Annotated in this window: 16 protein-coding genes; 5 read left to right on the top strand and 11 right to left on the bottom strand. The window is 46.3% G+C overall.

Going from position 1 to position 20,179, the window contains the following annotated elements:
* Position 1 precedes the first annotated feature (1 nt).
* The 9 genes from ACQY73_RS32375 to ACQY73_RS32335 all read right to left on the bottom strand — a co-directional run bounded on the left by ACQY73_RS32375 (position 2) and on the right by ACQY73_RS32335 (position 13,366).
* Positions 2-1,345 (bottom strand): OmpP1/FadL family transporter, encoded by a 1,344-nt coding sequence (locus tag ACQY73_RS32375; RefSeq protein ID WP_428658400.1) that lies wholly within the window; start codon positions 1,343-1,345, stop codon positions 2-4.
* A 51-nt stretch (positions 1,346-1,396) separates the two neighbouring features.
* Positions 1,397-1,876: a hypothetical protein gene (locus tag ACQY73_RS32370; RefSeq protein WP_428658398.1), complete on the bottom strand. Its 480-nt coding sequence runs from the start codon at positions 1,874-1,876 to the stop codon at positions 1,397-1,399.
* The gene (locus ACQY73_RS32365) at positions 1,876-5,253 is read right to left on the bottom strand and encodes a T9SS type A sorting domain-containing protein (RefSeq protein ID WP_428658396.1); all 3,378 of its coding nucleotides are present in this window, start codon (positions 5,251-5,253) and stop codon (positions 1,876-1,878) included. The genes ACQY73_RS32370 and ACQY73_RS32365 overlap by 1 nt, the downstream gene beginning before the upstream one ends.
* Positions 5,254-5,394: 141 nt before the next feature.
* On the bottom strand, positions 5,395-8,472 hold the full coding sequence (locus ACQY73_RS32360; RefSeq protein WP_428658394.1) for a T9SS type A sorting domain-containing protein: 3,078 nt from the start codon (positions 8,470-8,472) through the stop codon (positions 5,395-5,397).
* A gap of 132 nt (positions 8,473-8,604) precedes the next feature.
* On the bottom strand, positions 8,605-9,852 hold the full coding sequence (locus tag ACQY73_RS32355) for a PP2C family protein-serine/threonine phosphatase (RefSeq protein WP_428658392.1): 1,248 nt from the start codon (positions 9,850-9,852) through the stop codon (positions 8,605-8,607).
* A 48-nt stretch (positions 9,853-9,900) separates the two neighbouring features.
* A complete protein-coding gene (locus ACQY73_RS32350; RefSeq protein ID WP_428658390.1) occupies positions 9,901-10,632 on the bottom strand; it encodes an FHA domain-containing protein in 732 nt (243 codons plus the stop codon).
* 52 nt (positions 10,633-10,684) lie between these two features.
* A complete protein-coding gene (locus ACQY73_RS32345) occupies positions 10,685-11,458 on the bottom strand; it encodes a hypothetical protein (protein ID WP_428658388.1) in 774 nt (257 codons plus the stop codon).
* A 15-nt stretch (positions 11,459-11,473) separates the two neighbouring features.
* Entirely contained in the window at positions 11,474-12,685 is a 1,212-nt protein-coding gene (locus ACQY73_RS32340) for a hypothetical protein (protein WP_428658386.1), read from the bottom strand.
* Between the two features lie 21 nt (positions 12,686-12,706).
* Positions 12,707-13,366 carry an FHA domain-containing protein gene (locus ACQY73_RS32335; RefSeq protein WP_428658384.1) on the bottom strand — a complete coding sequence of 220 codons (660 nt, stop codon included), beginning with the start codon at positions 13,364-13,366 and terminating at the stop codon, positions 12,707-12,709.
* A gap of 409 nt (positions 13,367-13,775) precedes the next feature.
* On the opposite strand from ACQY73_RS32335, the gene ACQY73_RS32330 reads away from it, so the two are divergent.
* Entirely contained in the window at positions 13,776-15,293 is a 1,518-nt protein-coding gene (locus tag ACQY73_RS32330) for a serine/threonine-protein kinase (protein ID WP_428658382.1), read from the top strand.
* Positions 15,294-15,302: 9 nt separating this feature from the next.
* A complete protein-coding gene (locus tag ACQY73_RS32325) occupies positions 15,303-15,986 on the top strand; it encodes a peptidoglycan DD-metalloendopeptidase family protein (RefSeq protein ID WP_428658380.1) in 684 nt (227 codons plus the stop codon).
* Between the two features lie 30 nt (positions 15,987-16,016).
* On the opposite strand, the gene ACQY73_RS32320 is transcribed toward ACQY73_RS32325, so the two are convergent.
* Positions 16,017-16,151: a hypothetical protein gene (locus ACQY73_RS32320; protein WP_428658379.1), complete on the bottom strand. Its 135-nt coding sequence runs from the start codon at positions 16,149-16,151 to the stop codon at positions 16,017-16,019.
* A gap of 119 nt (positions 16,152-16,270) precedes the next feature.
* On the opposite strand from ACQY73_RS32320, the gene ACQY73_RS32315 reads away from it, so the two are divergent.
* Positions 16,271-17,113, top strand: coding sequence for a CvfB family protein (locus ACQY73_RS32315; protein WP_428658377.1), 843 nt, complete (start codon positions 16,271-16,273; stop codon positions 17,111-17,113).
* Between the two features lie 185 nt (positions 17,114-17,298).
* On the opposite strand, the gene ACQY73_RS32310 is transcribed toward ACQY73_RS32315, so the two are convergent.
* Positions 17,299-18,447 (bottom strand): FAD-dependent oxidoreductase, encoded by a 1,149-nt coding sequence (locus ACQY73_RS32310; RefSeq protein ID WP_428658375.1) that lies wholly within the window; start codon positions 18,445-18,447, stop codon positions 17,299-17,301.
* A 310-nt stretch (positions 18,448-18,757) separates the two neighbouring features.
* On the opposite strand from ACQY73_RS32310, the gene ACQY73_RS32305 reads away from it, so the two are divergent.
* Both ACQY73_RS32305 and ACQY73_RS32300 read left to right on the top strand, forming a co-directional pair.
* Positions 18,758-19,249: a RidA family protein gene (locus ACQY73_RS32305; protein ID WP_428658373.1), complete on the top strand. Its 492-nt coding sequence runs from the start codon at positions 18,758-18,760 to the stop codon at positions 19,247-19,249.
* Between the two features lie 90 nt (positions 19,250-19,339).
* Entirely contained in the window at positions 19,340-20,149 is an 810-nt protein-coding gene (locus ACQY73_RS32300; RefSeq protein ID WP_428658371.1) for a mechanosensitive ion channel family protein, read from the top strand.
* Positions 20,150-20,179: the final 30 nt, after the last annotated feature.

Raw genomic sequence — 20,179 nt, 5'->3', positions numbered from 1 at the left:
TTCAAAAAATAGCTTCTACCAAGTGAACAACCAAGTCTATTGAAAAATAGCTTTGTGTATATTGATTCGTTATTCCGGCTGTTGTTTGCGGAAGTTTTATTTGCTGGTATCCCGCATGGATTTTAAAGCGGTCAAAAAAGAGCGTGGCTCCGCCGCTGAACCCTTTGGCTTTGCTGCTCGTGCCATCTTCGTTCAGGTGCGTTTGGATTCGATACCCTCCCATCAAACGCAATTCTACCTTTTCGGCATTGACGAGCAAAAATTCCAACCCGCTTCTTAGTTGATAATGATTTTCGGTACTGATCACGGGCGGCCGGGGCGTTTGAATTATCAATGGAATTCCTCTGCTCGGGTCCAAACTATTGTATTGGTTATATTCGTAAAAAGTCTGCGCAATTGCATGGTTTTTATAGGGCAACCATTCGGCATCTGCGGCAAGCATCAGCAATGGAAAAAAGGGAATACGGTATGAAAGCCCTGCCCCGATCGTAAACGGCATTTTATATTTTTGTTCGTAACTCCGAAGCTCACGAGCATCCAGCGACGCATCGGTTACGGTGCCGCTGTATGTAAAATTATTGCGAAGATTAAAAGGAGTCGTCAAGCGAACGCCCATGCGTAACGGAACATTTGCCTCATAAAAATCAGCCATAAGGCCTGTGACAAAATTGACGCCACTGATGCCATACTTGCCTTCTCCGGTGCGATTCAGGGAGCTTTGGGCGGAAGTATAATTCAGTTTGTTACCAATACCAAACCAATAATTGGCCGTAACGCCTACTCCAACATATCTATTCAGTTGATATGCTGCGCTCAACGATAGGTTACTGATATTCAGATTGTTTTTTATCGTTTCAGTTGCGTCAGCCACTGTTCGGTTAATGGTGTATTTGTTAGCGTCCGTAACACTTTGGTAGGCTACTCCCAACACCAGATTACGATCAAGGTCTCCAATACGATAATGTCTTTTACCCGACAATCGGGAGGCAGAAAAAGGCATCACAGCCCCGATAAAAGTAGCTCCAAAATTGGAAGTAGTTGCAGAACGAGTTGCATCAATAGGCACTTGCAGCATATTATTTCTGCCGGAAACTAATAGATGCGGTCCTATGCCTTCGGCCATTTCATCGTCGTAATTGAGCATTGCAATTCCTGCCGGATTCCAATACATCGCAGTGGCATCGTCGGCAACGCCAATAAAAGCTCCCCCCATAGCCATTGCCCGACTGCCTACTCCTATTGCATTAAGGTTAAGATTCTGGGCCATGCCTGCATAAGACAAAAATACCGTCAGCATCAAACTGAGGTAATTTTTATCTCCGAATCGTATCACTGAAAAGCCCATTGGTAAGTACTTGGTAAATTTGTTTATTACATAGGGTAATTGAATACAGAATCATTTTGGAATCAATGTATATTCATTGACCGTATTTCCTGTTTTATCACTAACATATAATCTGTTTATTTTCAGCTCATTATCTGATATTTTATCAATAAAGAATTGAATTCCTTCTTTGGCACAATCTACCCCTTCGCTACAGGTAGGCTCGGGGCTTAAGTCAAACAGTACAAGTCGAATATTTTGGTCAACGCGCCATTTGCCCGTAAAATCAAATCGATCTCCTCCCTGTCCGATATCCGTAAATTGTAAAGCATCACGGCTGCTCAGGTCCAATAAAAAACCGTCGTAACTGAACAGGTTTCCTCCTTGTCCTCTCTCATACACTTTCACGCGTCCGCCGCCACCCTGCGGAATATGCACCGCTTCCTTCATTATCCACGCACGATCCATTTGGGTGCTGACATCCTTTTTTTTGCAACCAAACAATCCGATCAGCAGCGCGAAAATCAATCCCTGTATTTTCATGGTTGACATCAATCTTTCCTGATTTTAAACGTATACCGACTTTTATTGCGAACTACTTCCAATACATACTGTCCCGAAGGAAGACTGTTTATATCCCAATAGTGTTGTAAGGTACGGAAAGAATAACGCTTTACCTCACTTCCATTCAAGTCAAATAAGCGTAATTCCGTTAAATTACTAAGCGGTAAATTATCCCTGAGCTCAATGGTCAATTTATCTGACATCGGATTGGGGAAAACACGAACTGCCGGACGACCCAGGCTATCTTCCTCCACGGCCACCACGCGTTTGAGCGCGATCTTTGCACTTTGCACACCGCTCAACGTACCGGCTCCACAGGCACCCGTTACTCCCTGAAAACTGAACGTGGTTTCATTCTCGATACGAAAACTCAGGGTCGTATCGCCGGCGTTGCGTACGGTGCGCGTTCCACCGCTGAAAGTAAGTGTGAATGGCCCACTGCCCTGCACCCGTACCCGAACATTGAGATTATCACCTGCTTTTCGAAACACTACCGATGTATCTCCCCGCGGGCTCAGCATCTGCGCCGAGGCCCGTTGCAGCACCGTTAATGCACTACTTTGACCACGAACAGTTGCGGAAATTTCTACTAAAATACGATAATTAGTCCCGGAAGGGGTTGCATCGGGAATGCGAACTGACAACGGACTACCCGATCCACTCCCTAAACTGTTTCCAATTTTCTGTCCGGAGGCATCCGTCAAAAAAACGTTGAATGTTCCTACGCCATTACTCGGTTCTTTGCCAAATGTCACACTTACATTTGAGCCGGGGCATACCGAACCGGGATTAATGGTTACGTTCGTCACACCCGTAACGGGTTGAGTAGAAACTGATATAGCTATTTTTCCGGTCGCTTCGCACCCGGCAGTTGTTACCTTTACCGAATATTCTCCGCTCATTGTCACGGCGGCATTGGCAATTGTCGGATTTTGTTGTGCAGACGTAAAACCGTTCGGTCCTGTCCAAACGTATGTTCCTCCGCCTTCGGCAAAAAGTTTGATCGTTTCGTTTACAATGTACGATGACTTTTCTGCCCGAGCGTTAGGTACCGGAATTGGATTGACCGTCACTTTTACACTGTCGCGGGCCGTTCCGCACGAACTCATTGCCGTAACGATGTACGTACCCGAAACGGGCGATGTGAGCGACGGTCCGCGCGTTGTATTGGAATACCCACCGGGTCCTTGCCAATTATAGGAAGTGAATCCATCCGTAGCTCCTAAGGTCACGTTCGTACCGGCACAAACACTGAGCGGTTTTGTTGTGTTGGCAGTAGCCGCAATGGTGGGCGTAGAAGTAACCGTTACTTTGATCTCTTCACGGGCACTTTCACAACCGTTTGATGTTTGAGTAACGTAAAAACTTGTTGTACCGGCTACCGTGGTGGTAGGCGTAGGCGGAGTCGTAGCGGCAGTTCCACCCGTAGCGGTTGTGTACCATTTCAGATTTATTCCGGTGGCAGAAAGAGGAGCAGCGGTTGCGCCTGTGCATATTGTTATCGGCGGCGAAACTATCGGCTTTACTGAAGGTGCTTCCAGAATGAGCGTGTCAACACTGGGTTCTGACAACAGTAACCCGCCCGGTACACCGGAGGCCGCGGCTTCAACATATACTATATAAGTCCACTTGGCAGTGCCACGTCCTTTAGGAATGGTTGCCGTTATGGAATTGGTTGCTCCCGCAGATCCTCCACTCGATGTACCAAGAACGACGGATTCCGGATTTGCGGATGACAGTAATTTATATTTAACAAAAAAAGCGGACCAAATCGAATTTGTAGGTGGTGGTGTCGCATCAAATGTCACCGTAAATGTTCGATCTCCGGTTCCATCAATGTCCAAACTGCAAAACTTTTTTTTATTCAAACGAACATTCTTTATTTCCGGTTTGACGGGAATATTCCCGTTGGCGTCCAATACCTGAGCATAGGCATCTGCCGTACAGGGACTGTTTTTGTTTCGTTCGTCTTTCCACAAAAAGAATAAGGCATTGCTGTTCAAAACCACCATTCGGCCACCGGTTTTACTTCCGGAAGCATTGCTCACAAATTTCCCGTTATCTCCCCATTCCCGCACGCCTTCCCCTGAAGTGTTATCAAATCGAATTACCTGTCCGTAGAGTTCTCCGTTATCACGGTTCTCTCCCATGAGTAAATACTTTTCAGGACTGTCGGAGATCTTGATTCCTTCAAACGTTGGGTCGCCGCCGTGGTTTCTGGTTGTTATTTGTGTTTCGGCACTCGCGGTTGCACTGCCCAAAAAACGACGAATTACCTGACGGTTTCCCTTTGTATAAATAATGTTGAAATTGAGCGTGAATGCCCCTCCTGTCGTTTTGACAAGGCCGATTTGGTCAGCCGAGCCAATGTCCACATTTCCGACAACCGACCCCAACGCAGGATTAAAACGATGTGCTTTAAGGGTTTTGGACAATCCGGTTCCGGAAGCGGTATATACACATAAAGGATTGTTGTCGTCCAAACTTGGCTGTACACCCAAATTTTGAACATCGCTGAATGATCCTAAATATTGGGCATTACCGCCCCATTCTTTGGTAATTGATGTACCGCCAAGGGGATATTTGTACTTTCTAACCGCAACAGTGGTGGCTCGGTCGATAAAGGAAACAAAAATTCGATCACCCTGTGCGTACACTTTAGGATTGATCTGATCACCGCCATCTCCTTCTATGTAATAGGCGGTGGGGGCAGTGCGGTTGGATGCATCCAAGATGGCTATTCTTAGATCCGTCAGCGTTACAAGGCTACCTCCGCCCCCTCTGTTGGCATCGGAAGGGTTGTTTTTTTGGTGCCATGTTACGACTACTTTATTGCCGCCATCTCTGATAAACGTGGCATCAAACGGTAAATTCGGGGCACTTGTATCGTAGTTATACCCTAAATTCAATCCTCTGTTTTGATTACTATTGTTTGGAATTTTTGTTGAGCCATCTGCAAACGAAATGATCTGGTATTGCAAATAGGTTGTTAAACCTCCTTGAATGGTGACGTTGGATGTAATAGTAAAAATCGCAAAAACATCGTCTGAACCGGAAGCTCTCAGTAGTTTCATTCCGGCAAAACCTTCTTTTTGACAATTACTGAACGTGTAACGAAATATTTCTTTTTTGGCAAATGCAATGGTCCCATCCGCTCGGTAGCGTTGGGCATACATTATGGAAGCATCACTGACACTCTCGGCCCAGGTAACGACTACACTGCCATCGTCGCCCGCCACTGCGCCATATGCAAATGTGTGCATAAAGCCTGCACTGACGCGCGTATTTTGGTTCAATTCAGTACTCCATTGCGCCCAACAGCCAATCCGCACTCCCATCAATAAAAGTAAAAGCCATCTTCTCATTATTTTTATACGATCATGCCTTTGGCACAAGAGCAATTGCAATTTACACAAAACCGAAATCAAGCAGTGGGTTTACCGGCTACTTTCTTATCAAACGGTCAAAAGGTATATTTTTTCAGAATGTATATCCCCGATTTTTTATCAGTCTTTCCTGATTTTAAACGTGTATCGACTTTTATTACGCATTACTTCCAACACATAATAGCCTGAAGGAAGACTGCTTAGATCCCAATAATGCTGTAAGGTACGGAAAGAAAAATGCTTTACCTCACTGCCTTTTATGTCAAATAACCGTAATTCCGTTACGTTTGTAAGTGGTAAATTATCCCTGAGTTCAATGGTCAGTTTGTCCACCACCGGATTGGGAAATACCCGAACCGCCGGGAGGCTCAAGCTATCCACTTCAACGGCCACCACGCGTTTGAGCGCGATCTTTGCGCTTTGTACTCCACTCAACGTACCGGCTCCACAGGCACCCGTTACTCCCTGAAAACTGAACGTGGTTTCATTTTCGATGCGAAAACTCAGGGTCGTATCGCCGGCGTTGCGTACGGTGCGCGTTCCACCGCTGAAAGTAAGTGTGAATGGCCCACTGCCCTGCACCCGTACCCGAACATTCAGATTATCGCCCGCTTTGCGAAACACCACCGACGTATCTCCGCGCGGACTCAGCATCTGCGCCGACGCCCGTTGCAGCACCGTTAAAGCACCGCTTTGCCCACTGACTGTTGCGGAGGCTTCTACCTGTAATTTATACCCCGCACCCACCGTTGTTGCATCAGGAATACGCACTTTAAGGGGGCTGCTACTGCCGGTAGCCAAACTGCTTCCAACTTTTTGCCCGCTTGCATTGAGCAAAAACACATTGAAAGTGCCGGCTCCATCTGAAGGTTGAATGGTAAAATTAACCGTTACTTCGGTATTGGGGCACGCCGTGGCCGCACTCAACGTAACATTCGTCACGCCTGTTACAGGCTTGGTAGCCACCGTAATGGTGAGTGAATTCTTTGCCTGACAGCCATTGGCTGATACCGTGACGGTATAACTGCCGCTCATGGCAACCGTGGCATTGGCGATGGTGGGATTTTGCTGCGTTGAAGTAAATCCATTCGGCCCGGTCCATGCATAGGTATAGCCTGTTCCGGCAGGTGCCTTTAACTGAATGGTTTCTCCCACAACATAGCCGGTACGATTGGTGGAATCAGTGGCTTTGGGAAGGACATTGATCGTAAGCTGAACGCTGTCTTTGGCGGTGCCGCAGGAACCCGTTCCCGTTACTGAATAATAGCCCGACGCAGGGGAACTCACTGCCGGATTCTTGGTGGTATTGGTAAAACCCGAAGGGCCTTTCCAGCTATAGGCAGTAAAACCGTCGGAGGCCGAAAGCGTGACAGCCGTGCCACTGCATACGGCCAAAGGCTTGGCACCGTTGGCATTGGCTGTAATGGTCGGATTAGATGTTACCGTAAAAATATCGCTGTTTTCAATGCTGTTAGCCACGGGCGTACTGCTTTTTACCCGAATACGAAATTTGCCGTTGGGCAAGCCCACCGGAAGTACAATCGAAATCGGACTTAAGGTAGCGCCCGTAAAATTGGTCAACACCACGGATGTGCCCGCTTCATTCATGATGTCGGCGGTAAAGATATTTCCTACCGGAAACGTGCCGGTGGTAGTAAAACTGATGCGTAAGGTATCTTTAACACAAATCGACGTGCGGTTGAGGGTCGGTTTGGAAATAGTGACTGTTATGGGCGGATTCCCGTTAACATCCAATACCTGCGTATATACATCTTTGGTACAGGAACCACTTTGATTGCGTTCATCTTCCCAAACGGCGATGTACGGATTGGCGGCCCCCGGATTGGCAGCTAATTTGAGGTTATGCCGAAATTTCGAATCAGTGCGGTTACAGATCGGCTTTCCGGTATTACCCCAATCGCGCGTGACTTGGAACGCATTATCAATGCTCACGGATTGTCCGAACAGTTGAAAATTAAACACACCGGTCATAAAATATTTCTTGGCACCCATAAACGCATCCTCTACAAGAAGACCTGACAGAGAACAACCTCCTCCATTATACCCTCTGGCAATTACTTCGATCTCGTTGGTTTTTGAGGTTGTTCCGTCAAAAATTCGCATTACCTGCGCATTATCCGCCTGATTGAGGTATAAAAAACAGGTCAGTCCGGAAATACCGGCTGCCACATTTACCTGATTGAGCGCCGACGATTTGAAGATATTCGTCACCCCGATCAATGTTCCATTGCTGTGGCGAAAACGGTGCGCGCGTACATCTGTCCCCGATCCGATCTGGCCGCTGTTACGGGCATAAACGACCAGTTCATCCGTAGCAGGTTGAACAATCGCATTCTGAATATGGATTACCTGCTCAATATCCCCGGAGTTATCAATCCGATTTTTATGAGTTTGGGTCAATGTACTGCCGCTGAGTGTATATCTTTTAACATGAAGCTGTCGATTCAGGTCTGAATGGGCCACAAAAATCACAATTCCGCTGCTCCAAGCCGAACCGAAAACGCGTGGTCTGATCTGATCTCCCGCTTCGTTTTCTAAGGCAACTTCGGTGGTGGGAGCGGTAGCGATATTGCTCAAATTGATCAGAGAGAGCTTAATGTCTGAGCTTCCACCGGCAATTTTAGAAGTAGAGACCACCGCCAATCTCCCTCCGCTTGGTATAAATGAAGCACTCCATTCCAGGTCACCGCTATTATATGCCGCCAACTGGTGGCCGATGCCTCCGTTTGCTGAAATTTGCGGCGCTCCGTTGCTTACCGTTACTGATTGATAATATAATTCGGTATTTGACCCTCTGACGACTTTATACACTATAATGGATTGACCCGCACTTTCAGCGGGAAATAAACCCACGCTTTTTATTCCATCCGCACAGGTAGGAGAACTGAGCCCGGTGACCGAAAAAAGAAGCCTTCCCCGTTTTCCTGCCGCCGGGGTGTATTGGGATTGTCCTGTAGCATTGTAACGTTGGACATACATGGCCGACGCATTCGCTTCACGTTCAACCCACGCAATGACGTAGCCTCCCGCACCATCTGTTGCTATTCCATAAAGTGTTGAGCTATAAACAGTACTTGCATCGCTGGAGACGCGCGTATTTTGTGTCAAATCACCACTCCATTGCGCCCAACTACCGATCCTTAATCCCATTAATAACACTAAAAGCCATCCTCTCATTATCATCATAGTATCATTTCTGCCTCTAAATGGTTCCCTGCAATTTACGCAAAATCACGCCTAAGCCATTGTTGTAAAATTGCTTTCTTAGAAAACGGTTCAAAAAAATTGGAATGGCTGCCGGTAAGCGTGCTACCCCCCGGGCGTTTTTGATAAAGCCGTATCTTTTTTGGCTTTACCGAACGCCGTTGAATTCGGTGTAATCACCTTTGAAGTGGGTTTGGCAGTTGTATCGACCACTGCCGCAGAAGTCGCTGCTTTGAGTTTGGCGGATAAATGCGGCACTTTTACAATGGGAAGGGAAGACGTCGACCGAGGTTTAAATTCAATTGGTTTTGAGGTATCCGACTGTATTATCGCCTCCTGTTCCAATGTTGGTGACGGTGCGGTTTCGGAAAGCGTTGGCGTTGGCTTTTTTTTCTGAAGAAAATAGGCTCCTAATGAAATAGCACTTATCAATACCAATATTCCCAAATACCAAAGTCCCCGATTGCTTTTGGGAGTTTCGGCCGGCGTGGAAGAAGCAACCGGCTCCGATTCGGCTATTGTCTTTTTAAATTTAACGGTATTATCGGACGAAGCAGCCATTGCCTGCATAGGCTCGATCCATTCTTTTGCCGCTTTAGATGGCTCATTATCTGCTACCTGAACCAAATAGCCGGAGTAATTATCACGCGTATTTCCGTCGCAAAGATTCAGTAACAGTTGAAGTTTTTTGTCGTTGGTCTCTTCGCTTTCCAGAATTTGACAAAGAGCATCATCATTCACATTTTCGAGCACCCCGTCTGTGCATTGAAAGAAATAATCCCGGGGCTTCACATCGGTCAGCGTATGAATTTCCATCTGCGTGTCTTTGTGCGATCCCTGAATCGCGCGCATGATAACGTTGCGTTCGGGGTGATTTTGCGCCTGTTCCGCCGAGATCAGGCCCGATTTCAACAGGAAATTGACTTTCGAATGGTCTTCACTTTTATAGACGATCGTTCCATTTCGAATTTGATAGATCCGACTGTCGCCAATGTGCCCGACATGCACCGCATCTTCCCCAAAAGCAACCAATGTAAAAGTGGTCGCCATGCCTTTGAGCAGGTGTTGAACGGCCAGCATTTCGTCAAATTGTTTTTGAACATGCGTAAGTGCCTCATCAATTACCTCTTCCGAAAAATCAGCGCTTGTATGATTGTTGAGGTATTCAGCAAAGCCCGACACGGCAATGTGGCTGGCCAATTCTCCCTTTTGGGCTCCTCCGACACCATCACAAACGATAAAAAAGCGATTTTGAACAGTAGCGGCACCAACTTCGGGATACACCGAATCCTCGTTGTTTTCGCGCTGTCCCTGAAATGTGAATCCCAAAGGCGGGTAGATACTATACGGCATCGTATACTTGGCTAGGTAAATACAAATAGCGGATCAAAAGCATATCTTTTACCAAATAATGGTTTTGGAATAATCAGTTCCCTGCACGTTTCGGGCGGCATCTCTGGCGCTGCTTGCCGCTTTGGTCGTTTGCAAAACCACCTTTGTTCGTCCCATTTGAATGGTATCGTTGTCTTCCAGATAGATCAGGTCTTCCGGCTCTAGTTTTATCTTACGCATGGCGTCTTTAGCACCCATCACAAACGTCCCGTTTCGACTTCCGGCTTCCGCGATCAGGTATTGAAACTGTCCGAATTTATCACGGGTCACTTCAATTACCGCATGCCGACGACTCATCATGGCATCGTTTGTTTCGATCAGAATGTCTGCCGTTGGCAACGAACTTTTTCTGCCGATAACGTTTGGACCAATGCGCAAAGGGTGCGTTTGGGCGGCGGCATTTTCATCGTGAACCACTAAAAACCCTACGGTACCGGTTTGTTGAAAAATATCATTTTGCGCTTTATTATCCTCCGGATTGGGTTGAGCAAACAAAGGGTTGCTTCCTCCTGCCGATTTTGTGATATGTTGAAACCCGGTAGGAGGCGATAAAGGAGGCATAAATTCGTTGGTCGGAGGAGAGGCCGGCGCACCTGCTTCCTGCGTAACGACAAAGACACACTTTTCGGGTCTTTGCTGTACACAATTCAGCTTGGCCGGACTGCCGGGCAATAATTTGACCGGCGACTGTCCTTTTTTGGTGTGCTGGCACTCCTTGCAACGAAAAACGTACTCAAACATATTTTACCAATCGATGTATAAAAACCTGTGTTTTCCCACTAAAGGGGCTTTTTTAGGTGTTCGTAAATAAATCATCCAACGAGTCCAAATGATAGCTATCCGTGGGAGGCACCAAACCGGCAGTTTGTTCCAAATGTCCCTGATGGTCATCATGGTGGTGGGGCTGTGCATGTTCCACATGCGCTACCTCTACATGGCCACGGTGCCCGGAAAGGGCATCTTCCAAAGAACTGTCAGGCATGGGCTGGTCGCCTTCCACGTAGGGTTGTACCAAAGATACATAGTCGTTTCTGATTTCCGGCGTCATGCCCGTCCATTCTTCAGAAGTATACGTATTGTACCATTGGCCATGCCATTCAAAGATACCACCCGGACCTACCTGTGCCCGTGCCGTATCAAAGGCTTCTTTAAAAGGCACTTCCTGATTTACTTCCGCTACTTCCAAAATGGGAGCAGCTGTGCCGGATTGTTCCGCAACGGGTTGTGGCAGCGGAGGAACGATGTAAGAGGTATCGGCGGGCTTATCTAAATTGGCGGCATTGATCACGTCGGTGGCGATTCCGCTCGAAGTTTCCATTACTTCGGCTACTTCTTCGGAAGGCTCCTGATTCATGGCCCACCAAGACACAAAAGCAATATTTCCGACCATCACGATTCCTGCACCCGCCATCTCTGTCGGCGACATTTTATCGGGACTGAATATTTTGGGTAACTCACGGGCAGGTGCCGGACCTGACTGTGGTTGGGGTTGAGGCTGCGGTTTAGGAGGCTGTGGCTTGGGTTGTTCCTGTTTGTGAGTACCCAGCATTCCGGTTTCATCCAACATGTCTATAATTGTTCTTTAAGCTGTGAATAAATCATCATCTGTTGCTAAATCTGTTTCTATGGTCACGGAAGCATCATGCGAACCGTAATCCAATATATGATGCAAATGTGCATCTTCGGTAGGAACAGCGCTTGGAGTCTCTGTCACCTGTGCCATAATAGGATGCCCGTCAAGGCCCAACGGCACGGCGGTTTCCAATGCACTATCGCCGTTTGTATCCAAATCCACCACTTCCGTTTCTCCCAAGCTTGACAATGAATTGGCAGTTGAGGAAGCAGTATCTGAATTCATAGGAACCTGAAGCGGATTTTCCAGGATCTCGGCTTTGTCTTCCAAAACTTCCCCTTCGTCAGATATTGGGAATGCCGTTTCGAGTTTTCCGTCGTTGTTTTTATCCACGTACATATACCCTGAAATCCCTTCTCCCGGCTCGTCTTTGATCACAATATCGGCAAATCCGTCGTGATTTTTATCCGCCATTGTGGTTTCTTCCACGCCGTCATTGTCCGTATCCAATTTAACAACGTCAGGGCTGTCTTCCACAACCGCAGCAGGCTCTTCCACTTCAACGGGATTAACGATCGGCTCAATTCGGTTAGTGAATTCCGTTTGCATATCCTTGGGCATCACATTCCACTCTTCGATGGAATACGTGCTGTACCATTGACCTTTGTATTCAAAAAGTCCACCGGGGCCCACTTGATCGCGCGCTTCGATAAACGCATCTTTGAATTCTGAGTCGTCGCTCACTTCCGCGATTTTGATCTCATCCGGCAATACGGGTGTTGCTACCGGCTCCGGTTCGGGGGCAGGTTTAGGTTTGGGCGCTCCTCCCGATGGCTTGGGGGCAGGGGGTGGCGGGGGTGGAAGCGAAGGAGTTTCAACGGGAGCCACCGGCGATTCTATAAATTCTTCTTTGGGCAACTCGGGCACAATCGAATCTGTCGGTGCCTGTACCGCCGGTTTTACCGGTTCGGGTGCTTCTTCTCCTTCAAACACCGTCCATGAGATAAATCCCACGCTTCCTACCGCTACCGCTCCAATCGCCAACGCTCCGGCTACTTTAGAATAGTCTTTTTTAGGTTTTGGGGCAACAGGTGCCGGTGTAGCAGCAGGCGGCGGCGGAGTGGCCGCTAAAGGAGGCATATTGGGAGGAGAAAGCGGCGGCGTTTTTTGAGCAGGCTCATTAGGCCCGCCGAAAAACTGGGTGTGTTCATTAAGACTCATTTATTTTCAGCGTTTAAAGGTTCATGATTTTACCCAAATTGCTTTGCACTGTACGCACAGGCGCTGCTTTTTGTGGTATTCGTAAGGAAAGCCGTACAATGACCGATTGCATTTGGGACATACGTACTGGATTTTAAAGTCATTTTCAATGTCAGTGACCAGATTTTGCGTCTTGGCCGATTTGTTCTTGCTCAACAATTCACGGGCGGCCAATCCAACGGCGCTGCCGACCGCAGTACCAACACCGGGGACCGGCACAAAAAAAGTTCCTAACAATGCCGGCGCAATAATGACGCAGGCCGTAAAAAACGTATCCATTCCGTTGTTACCCCGAGCCTGTTGGAGCAATAACTGGTAACTGTCCCATACATTCTGCAACTTCCCGAATTCAAGCGAATAATCGTTGGGATCTTCGCGGGTAGTGCGGGCTGCATCAAGAATCTGTTGAAGACTCAATCGCTGATCTGCCACCAGAATAATATCATTGTGGCTGATGCTTTTGCGTTTGATACGAAATCCGTTCACAAATGTCCCATTGGTAGAGCCCATATCTTCCAGTACTACCGTATTTTTGGAAGGGTCGATCACGGCCCGGGCATGTTGTCCCGACACTCCCCGTGAGTTAAGTACCACTTGTCCCGGCAACGGTTGTTGTCCTCTTCCGATCAGGATTACTTGCATTAGAGTTGTTTCGTTATTCGTTGTAACACAGCATCTTGCTTACTGAGTGCTAATTTACAAAACTATAAATATGCGCCCTAGACATTTTTATCGAACGGTAAAAGATTCTTTAGCCTCATTCTTTATATTATGAATAAAAGAAGTGGAAAAAGTCGTTTGATGCTCGTTGTTCTTTCCGCTCTCTGTTTCAGCGCTTTTTATGAGTGCAAACGCATTAGTTCACTTATATATGGAATAGCTATTACGTCCGTGACGGATCAAACTTACAAACGATAATGCCGGCGTTGGTTTTCGATGGGTAAAGGGCTAATGCGCACATATTCTCACCGTTTGATAAAAATAGTTAGGCATTTCAACCAAAACCGTTGTATTTTGGCTATCATAATCGAAATTGGATGTTTTGCGTCTTATGACTTACGAGCAATTTAAACAACGTTATCGCTACGACCCCTCCAACGATATTCTGGGAGAAGGGGCTTTCGGGAAGGTCTTTCGGGCAGTTGATACCGAAAGCGGCTCGACCGTAGCTATCAAAGTGGCGCCCGTCAATATGTCTAACGAAAGCCATTCGCTCAAACATGAGTTTGAGACCGTTGGCAAAGTAGACCCACACCTTCATATTGCCCTATACGATGAATGTTACCGCTTTTCGGTCGAATGGGCGGGATTGCATGACTTTGCCGTATTGGAATATTATCCTATGGGCAGTCTGGATAAAATCATCAAAAATCAAAAACTGACCGATACCGAAAAGCACGACCTGGCCGTCGGTATTTTGGAAGGCCTGCGTCATTTACATAATACGGGCGCGCAGGGCGTAGTACATCGCGACCTTAAACCACGTAACGTATTGATTCAGAAATGGCGCGGCAAGTACGTTCCCAAGATCACCGATTTTGGTCTGAGCAAATTTTCGGATTCGATCTCCAATAGCGTGATCTCGCAAAGTTTCAAAGGCGGCACGCTCAATTATGCTTCTCCCGAACAGATCAAAGGCGAGCAAATTCGTCGCAATACCGACCTGTGGTCTTTTGGGGTCATACTACACGAGATCATGACGGGTGAAGTGCCTTATAAAATTGACGACAGTTCAGAAAGTACATTGCGGCAAGTGTACGAGCGAATGAACAAACAAACGCTGCCGGAGTCGTTTAAAGAAGTTAAAGAACCGTACGCGTCCATCATCAAAAAATGCCTGATGGTCAATCCCAATCAGCGCTACCGGACCGCCGAGGAAATTTTACAGGATATTCGCAAAGCACCCGCTCCTCCTCCTCCCCCGCCGCCGCCGCCGGTAGTTGAAGAAAAATCACATTTAAAGGATAGAACGGAAATCTTTGAGGATAGCCCTTTTGCGGGTATGGGAAGCAGTTCAGGCTCTTTTGAGTCTTTTGGCTCCTCGTCTTCCTCCGATTTAAAACCGTTGAAAGAAGAGTCTAATCCTCAAAAAAATGACGTAAAAGAAGGTGATGGTTACGTTCGTTCCGACCCAAAACCGAAGAAACCATCCAACAATACCACACTGCTTATTTTAGCAGGAGTAGCGGTATTAGTGATTATTTCAGCTTCAGTCATTTATTTTGGTGGAAATAAAAAAGAAGATGTAACGTTTCAAAAAACCGACTCTACCGAGCTAAATGCTCAAAAGGCCGTTGTTACTTTAGATACCGTGGCACTTGCCCATCAGGCAGATTCGCTTTTCAATATACCTGATTATCAGGAATATGCCCGTCTGTCGCTCAAAGACCCTGCCCTCAAACAACGCGCGCTCACCAAATTGCTTAACAAAGCGCAGGAGGCCGATAAATTTGGGCTGGAATACGCGGAAGACCGCGATTATATGAGTTCGGTCTGCCGGGCTATTCTTATCATTGACCCTAAAGAACCCAAGGCGTTGAGTCGTTTGGAAAAAATCGCAAAGTATTAAGCTGCTTCAATGTTGATCACTGAATTATTACAAAAATACCAAGTTTCATTTGCGCCCGTTGTGCCGTTTGATTGGGAGAAAGATGGTTTTTTAGTTTTGGACTTTACCGAGCAAAACACTGAATTAGAATATGTTGACCTACAAAGCAGTCAATTATTTTCAGAATATGTGTTTGAAAAACTGCATCAGGCAAATGTTTCGGTAGGTGTAGGTGGGTACAACGAACACCGCATGATCTATCGCCGCAGTGCGCATTTTCAACAAACCGACGAGCCGCGCTGTATTCATCTTGGTGTTGATATTTGGGCGTTGGCCGGCACACCCATTTTTGCCCCTTTGGAAGGGCGGGTTCACAGTTTTGCCAACAATGCCAACTTCGGCGATTATGGCCCGACCATTATTTTGGAGCATCAACTGGAAAACCGGCTTTTTTACTCCTTATATGGACATTTAAGTGCCGAGTCATTGGAAGGCTTATATGAAGGAAAATCCATTGAAAAAGGGCAGCAAATCGCCGGGATCGGCCACTTTCCCATCAACGGTGACTGGCCACCACACCTGCATTTTCAACTCATGACCGATATGCTTGGCTTAAAAGGAGACTTTCCGGGCGTATGTACGTTGCGCGAACGTGAGCGATTTCTGCAACTTTGTCCCAATCCAAACCTGATTTTGGGCATTCCGGGGCTTTGAATCTGTCATTCGTTCCCATTGCTTCATTTCTTATTTACGTGAAATAAACAGCCGGTCGGGTTGTGAGCAACCTTCCGCACGAGATACACTTTCCGGTGCGGAAGGTTGCTCACAACCCGACCGGCTGACAACCCTTTTTCGATTATCCATTCTCCACTTTTCCATTTTCCGCTGTAACGTTTAGCCCTTGCCGGCAAAAGAGTTACCTTTGCAGTAATTCATGGCGTTCATTACGCTGAATTATGGTTCACAATCAGTAAAACTTACTAAAAAGTCAGTACAACATGGGAAATCGCCGTTTGCGAATGGGTCAATACAATCGACTTCAAGTCGTGAAACGCCTGGATTTTGGAATTTATTTGGACGGATACGAAGACGAGATTTTGGTTCCGACCCGATATGTACCCGAAGGCGTTGAAATCGGTGATTATCTGGATGTTTTTGTGTACCGTGATTCCGAAGATCGCGCCATTGCCACAACGCTTGAACCGGCCGGTACGGTGGGAGAATTTGCCTACCTGACGGTCAATGCCGTTACATCGGCGGGGGTTTTTATGGATTGGGGTTTGCCCAAAGATTTATTCGTTCCGTTTAAGCAACAGCGCGACAACATGCTCGTCGGCAAATCGTTTCTGGTGTTTATTCACTTAGATTCTCAAACCGACCGAATTATGGCTTCGGCCAAAATTGACCGTTTTCTGGAAGAAGATATTTCTGAATTGAAGGAAGGAATGGAGGTTGAACTTCTTCCTTTTGAATACACCGATCTGGGCATCAAAGCACTTATCAATCAACGGTATTTGGGCGTTTTGTACCACGGCGAGGTCTTTAAAAACATTGATCTTGGCAAGCCGACAAAAGGGTATATTAAAAAGATCCGAGAAGATCAAAAGATAGACCTATCGTTGGTAGAGCAATCCTACAACCGCATTGCCGACAGCAAAACCGTTTTGTACGAAAAATTGGTCGAGGCAGAAAACGGTATGCTGCCCTTCACTGATAAGTCTGATCCGGCAGTGATTCACAGCACGTTTGGAATGTCAAAAAAAGACTTCAAAAAGGCCATCGGCGGCCTGTTAAAAGAAGGAAAAATAAAGTTACAGGAAAACGGTATTTATAAAATTTGAGTTTTTCGTATTGGTGATGCAATAAAAAAAAGCGCGATCAGAGATCACGCTTTTTTGGCACATAGGTCTATTGTTTACCCCAATAGATGTCTTATTTCGAATAGAAATGTCTGCGTTAATAGGTAGCCCTATTCACAAAGACTCTAAATGAGACAAAAGGGTTGGAATACCCCTGAAAATATTTTTTAGTTGCGCATATCTTCCATTAGTTTTTGCAAAATACCCACTACTCTTTCGGTCTGCTCACGGCTCGGGGTAGTGTCCCAGTTTCCTACAATTCCATTGCCGCCTAAATAAATGCCATCTTTTCGGGAGATAATACTCGCGCCTTTGGTATTGAGTTTATAAGTAACTTCCGGCTGTGGAATCAGGCAGGAAAGCTGGCCCGAAACGGGCGTTAAATGCTCGTCATTGAAAATCGCTTTAGCCCCTAATCCCATGCAGTTGACCACACATTTTTCGGGCAAAGCATCAATATCTTCCATCCGTTTGATCTCGTGGATTTTCACCTTTCCACCAAATAACAGAAAATCGGTCATGTGTTTGTGAAGGTAGGTTGGAATATTGATCATTAAGTTTGAACGTCGAGATACATAATCGGCCTTGAAAGGGTGTTCTTTTTTGGTCAACATTATCCGTTCCGGCACCAATCCTGCCGGATCTTCAAAAACTTCGGTTGCGGAATGTGCTCCGGGCGGCTCGTTGAAAACATTGTATTCATCTACCCATGAGATAATATCATTCAGTCCCAATTGAAATTGAAACGCCCGAAACGACAAGCGGGTGGCCTTTTCCCACCAAGACTTAAATTCAGGAGTGGCTTTTAAAGGGTCACATACTCTGGAAGACGGCGACCATGTTCCCGTTGCCAAACTGCTTGTTATATTGGGCGCAAGGTCTTTGGCATAAATGGTCACTTCAATGCCTTTTTCCTGTAAGAGCCGCGCGGTGGTAAGTCCAATAGTACCTGCTCCAATGACGGCTACGCGTTTCACTCCCGTTTTCAAGACTTCTTCCCGCGCCAACATCCCCGAACCCCACGACAGCGACCAACCGCTGCCACCATGTCCATAATTGTGCACGAGGGTTTTGTTGCCCATTTGCTCAGATTCCAACCGCGGCCCAATGGTTCGAAAAGGCCGTAAGCCTACGGTTTCTCTCACAATCCTGTCCATTGAAAGGCGCAGTTTTGGGATACGATAATAGCCCATATTGATCTGGAAATGCTTATCTGCATATCCTTTTGCAGTAGTAGCACAAGCAGCAACCGTACTGCCTACAGCCGCCCAACCACCCGCAATTGCGGCCTGTTGGATAAATCTACGACGATTCATAATGGAAGGATTAGAATGTTGAATGAAATATATTTTGCCGAGCGGCCTTCCGGCAATCTATGAATAACTTTTACCAAATCTACTTTTAAAAAGGACTGGCGCAAAATATAATTTTGCCTATTTTACAGTAAGTAAGCCATAAGAATTAGTTTGCATTATTTTGTTTGACGGCAGCGGCCGGCCGTCCCGGATGGGGCGGTCGGCCGCTGCCGTCAAACAACCCGCCAATAATTTAAACTAATTTTGAACAGGTACTATAAAATATTAAATTTCAAGACTCTACTATTCAGCAACACAAAACCTTTAAATTATGCAAAAGTTATTCTGTTTCATTGGGATCATTGCCCTCTTCATTTTGTATTCTCCTCAAACACATGCCCAAACTGTTGAATTTTTCGGTAATCCTTCCTCTGCTATTTCATCGGGAGCAATTGTTCCGGAAGGAAAAAAGATGTTTTGGTCCAGCGGAATTGTCGCCGACGCAGCCGACAGCAGCGCCCAAGTAGGTACTTATGGGCGTTTTGGCAATACCAAAACACAGGCATTAAGCATCCTGAAAAAATTGCAGGCGGCTTTGAATAAGCAAAAACTATCCTTTAAAGACGTATTGTTCCTGCGGGTATATATTGCACCCGATATGTTTCAAAACAACAAATTTGATTTTCAAGGGTGGTTCGATGCATATGCTCAATACTTTGGAACGAAAGAAAATCCCATAAAACCCTGTCGTTCAACAATTGGCGTAGCAGCATTGGTCCAACCCGACAAATGTATTGAGATCGAGCTTGTAGCGGTTTATTAACGCTATTCCATGAAAAATAATGGGTTTTAATACGTGACCAATTCGGTACATATTTAGTCCAAGCAATAGAACAAAACCTACTGTTATTTCATGGAACTGAATCTTGCTTCAATCAAAGACCAAATCATTTTGGCCATTACGCAATATGGGGGTAAAATTTTACTGGCCATTGCCGTATTTATCGTTGGGCGTTTGCTCATCGGTCGCATTAGCCGCTTCATTAGTAACCGAATGAATAGCAGTCATATCGACCGCGATGTGCAGCCTTTTCTTAAATCATTGGTTACGGTTGGCCTGACTGTAATGCTTTTATTAAGCTGCGCAGGGATTTTAGGCATTCAAACTACCTCTTTTGTTGCCATTTTGGGAGCTGCGGGCTTGGCCGTTGGATTGGCCTTGCAGGGCAGTTTAGCCAACTTTGCAGGCGGTGTGCTGTTACTGGTTTTTAAACCTTTCCGCGTAGGCGATTTAATTACCGCTCAAGGTTTTACGGGCCACGTAGAAGCTATTCGCATTTTTGACACGGTATTGGTTACGGTAGATAATAAAACAGTTACGCTGCCCAATGGGCCTTTATCAACAGGGCCGATCACCAATATTTCGACGAAAGGTGACATTCGGGTAGATATGGTTTTCGCGGCAGGCAGTCAAAACGGAGTTGATAAGATCCGTGCCAGTATTGAAGAAGTAATTGCAGCCTGTTCATATGCCAATGACACCAAGCACGATGTATTGGTTACTAAACTCACCGAAAATGCCATCTTTTTTGATGTGCGGGTATGGACAAAAGCCACTACGTATTGGGAAACGTACTATTTTGTTCATGAACACATTAGTAAACAATTTACCCAAGACAAGGTTGAGGCACCTTTGGTGCAATACACCGTTAAACAGGGTTAAAAACAAAAGAGCCGCTTTCGAAAGCGGCTC

This window comes from Runella sp., from assembly GCF_965279615.1.
GTDB lineage: Bacteria > Bacteroidota > Bacteroidia > Cytophagales > Spirosomataceae > Runella.
Note: the sequence above shows the minus strand (reverse complement) of the source record. Positions and strands in the feature narration are given on the sequence as shown.

What these genes read in the sequence shown, in the direction of transcription:
- ACQY73_RS32375 (WP_428658400.1), bottom strand. Translation starts at nt 1,345, where the DNA reads ATGGGCTTTTCAGTGATACGATTCGGAGATAAAAATTACCTCAGTTTG.
- ACQY73_RS32370 (WP_428658398.1), bottom strand. Translation starts at nt 1,876, where the DNA reads ATGTCAACCATGAAAATACAGGGATTGATTTTCGCGCTGCTGATCGGA.
- ACQY73_RS32365 (WP_428658396.1), bottom strand. Translation starts at nt 5,253, where the DNA reads ATGAGAAGATGGCTTTTACTTTTATTGATGGGAGTGCGGATTGGCTGT.
- ACQY73_RS32360 (WP_428658394.1), bottom strand. Translation starts at nt 8,472, where the DNA reads ATGAGAGGATGGCTTTTAGTGTTATTAATGGGATTAAGGATCGGTAGT.
- ACQY73_RS32355 (WP_428658392.1), bottom strand. Translation starts at nt 9,852, where the DNA reads ATGCCGTATAGTATCTACCCGCCTTTGGGATTCACATTTCAGGGACAG.
- ACQY73_RS32350 (WP_428658390.1), bottom strand. Translation starts at nt 10,632, where the DNA reads ATGTTTGAGTACGTTTTTCGTTGCAAGGAGTGCCAGCACACCAAAAAA.
- ACQY73_RS32345 (WP_428658388.1), bottom strand. Translation starts at nt 11,458, where the DNA reads ATGTTGGATGAAACCGGAATGCTGGGTACTCACAAACAGGAACAACCC.
- ACQY73_RS32340 (WP_428658386.1), bottom strand. Translation starts at nt 12,685, where the DNA reads ATGAGTCTTAATGAACACACCCAGTTTTTCGGCGGGCCTAATGAGCCT.
- ACQY73_RS32335 (WP_428658384.1), bottom strand. Translation starts at nt 13,366, where the DNA reads ATGCAAGTAATCCTGATCGGAAGAGGACAACAACCGTTGCCGGGACAA.
- ACQY73_RS32330 (WP_428658382.1), top strand. Translation starts at nt 13,776, where the DNA reads ATGACTTACGAGCAATTTAAACAACGTTATCGCTACGACCCCTCCAAC.
- ACQY73_RS32325 (WP_428658380.1), top strand. Translation starts at nt 15,303, where the DNA reads ATGTTGATCACTGAATTATTACAAAAATACCAAGTTTCATTTGCGCCC.
- ACQY73_RS32320 (WP_428658379.1), bottom strand. Translation starts at nt 16,151, where the DNA reads ATGGAAAAGTGGAGAATGGATAATCGAAAAAGGGTTGTCAGCCGGTCG.
- ACQY73_RS32315 (WP_428658377.1), top strand. Translation starts at nt 16,271, where the DNA reads ATGGGAAATCGCCGTTTGCGAATGGGTCAATACAATCGACTTCAAGTC.
- ACQY73_RS32310 (WP_428658375.1), bottom strand. Translation starts at nt 18,447, where the DNA reads ATGAATCGTCGTAGATTTATCCAACAGGCCGCAATTGCGGGTGGTTGG.
- ACQY73_RS32305 (WP_428658373.1), top strand. Translation starts at nt 18,758, where the DNA reads ATGCAAAAGTTATTCTGTTTCATTGGGATCATTGCCCTCTTCATTTTG.
- ACQY73_RS32300 (WP_428658371.1), top strand. Translation starts at nt 19,340, where the DNA reads ATGGAACTGAATCTTGCTTCAATCAAAGACCAAATCATTTTGGCCATT.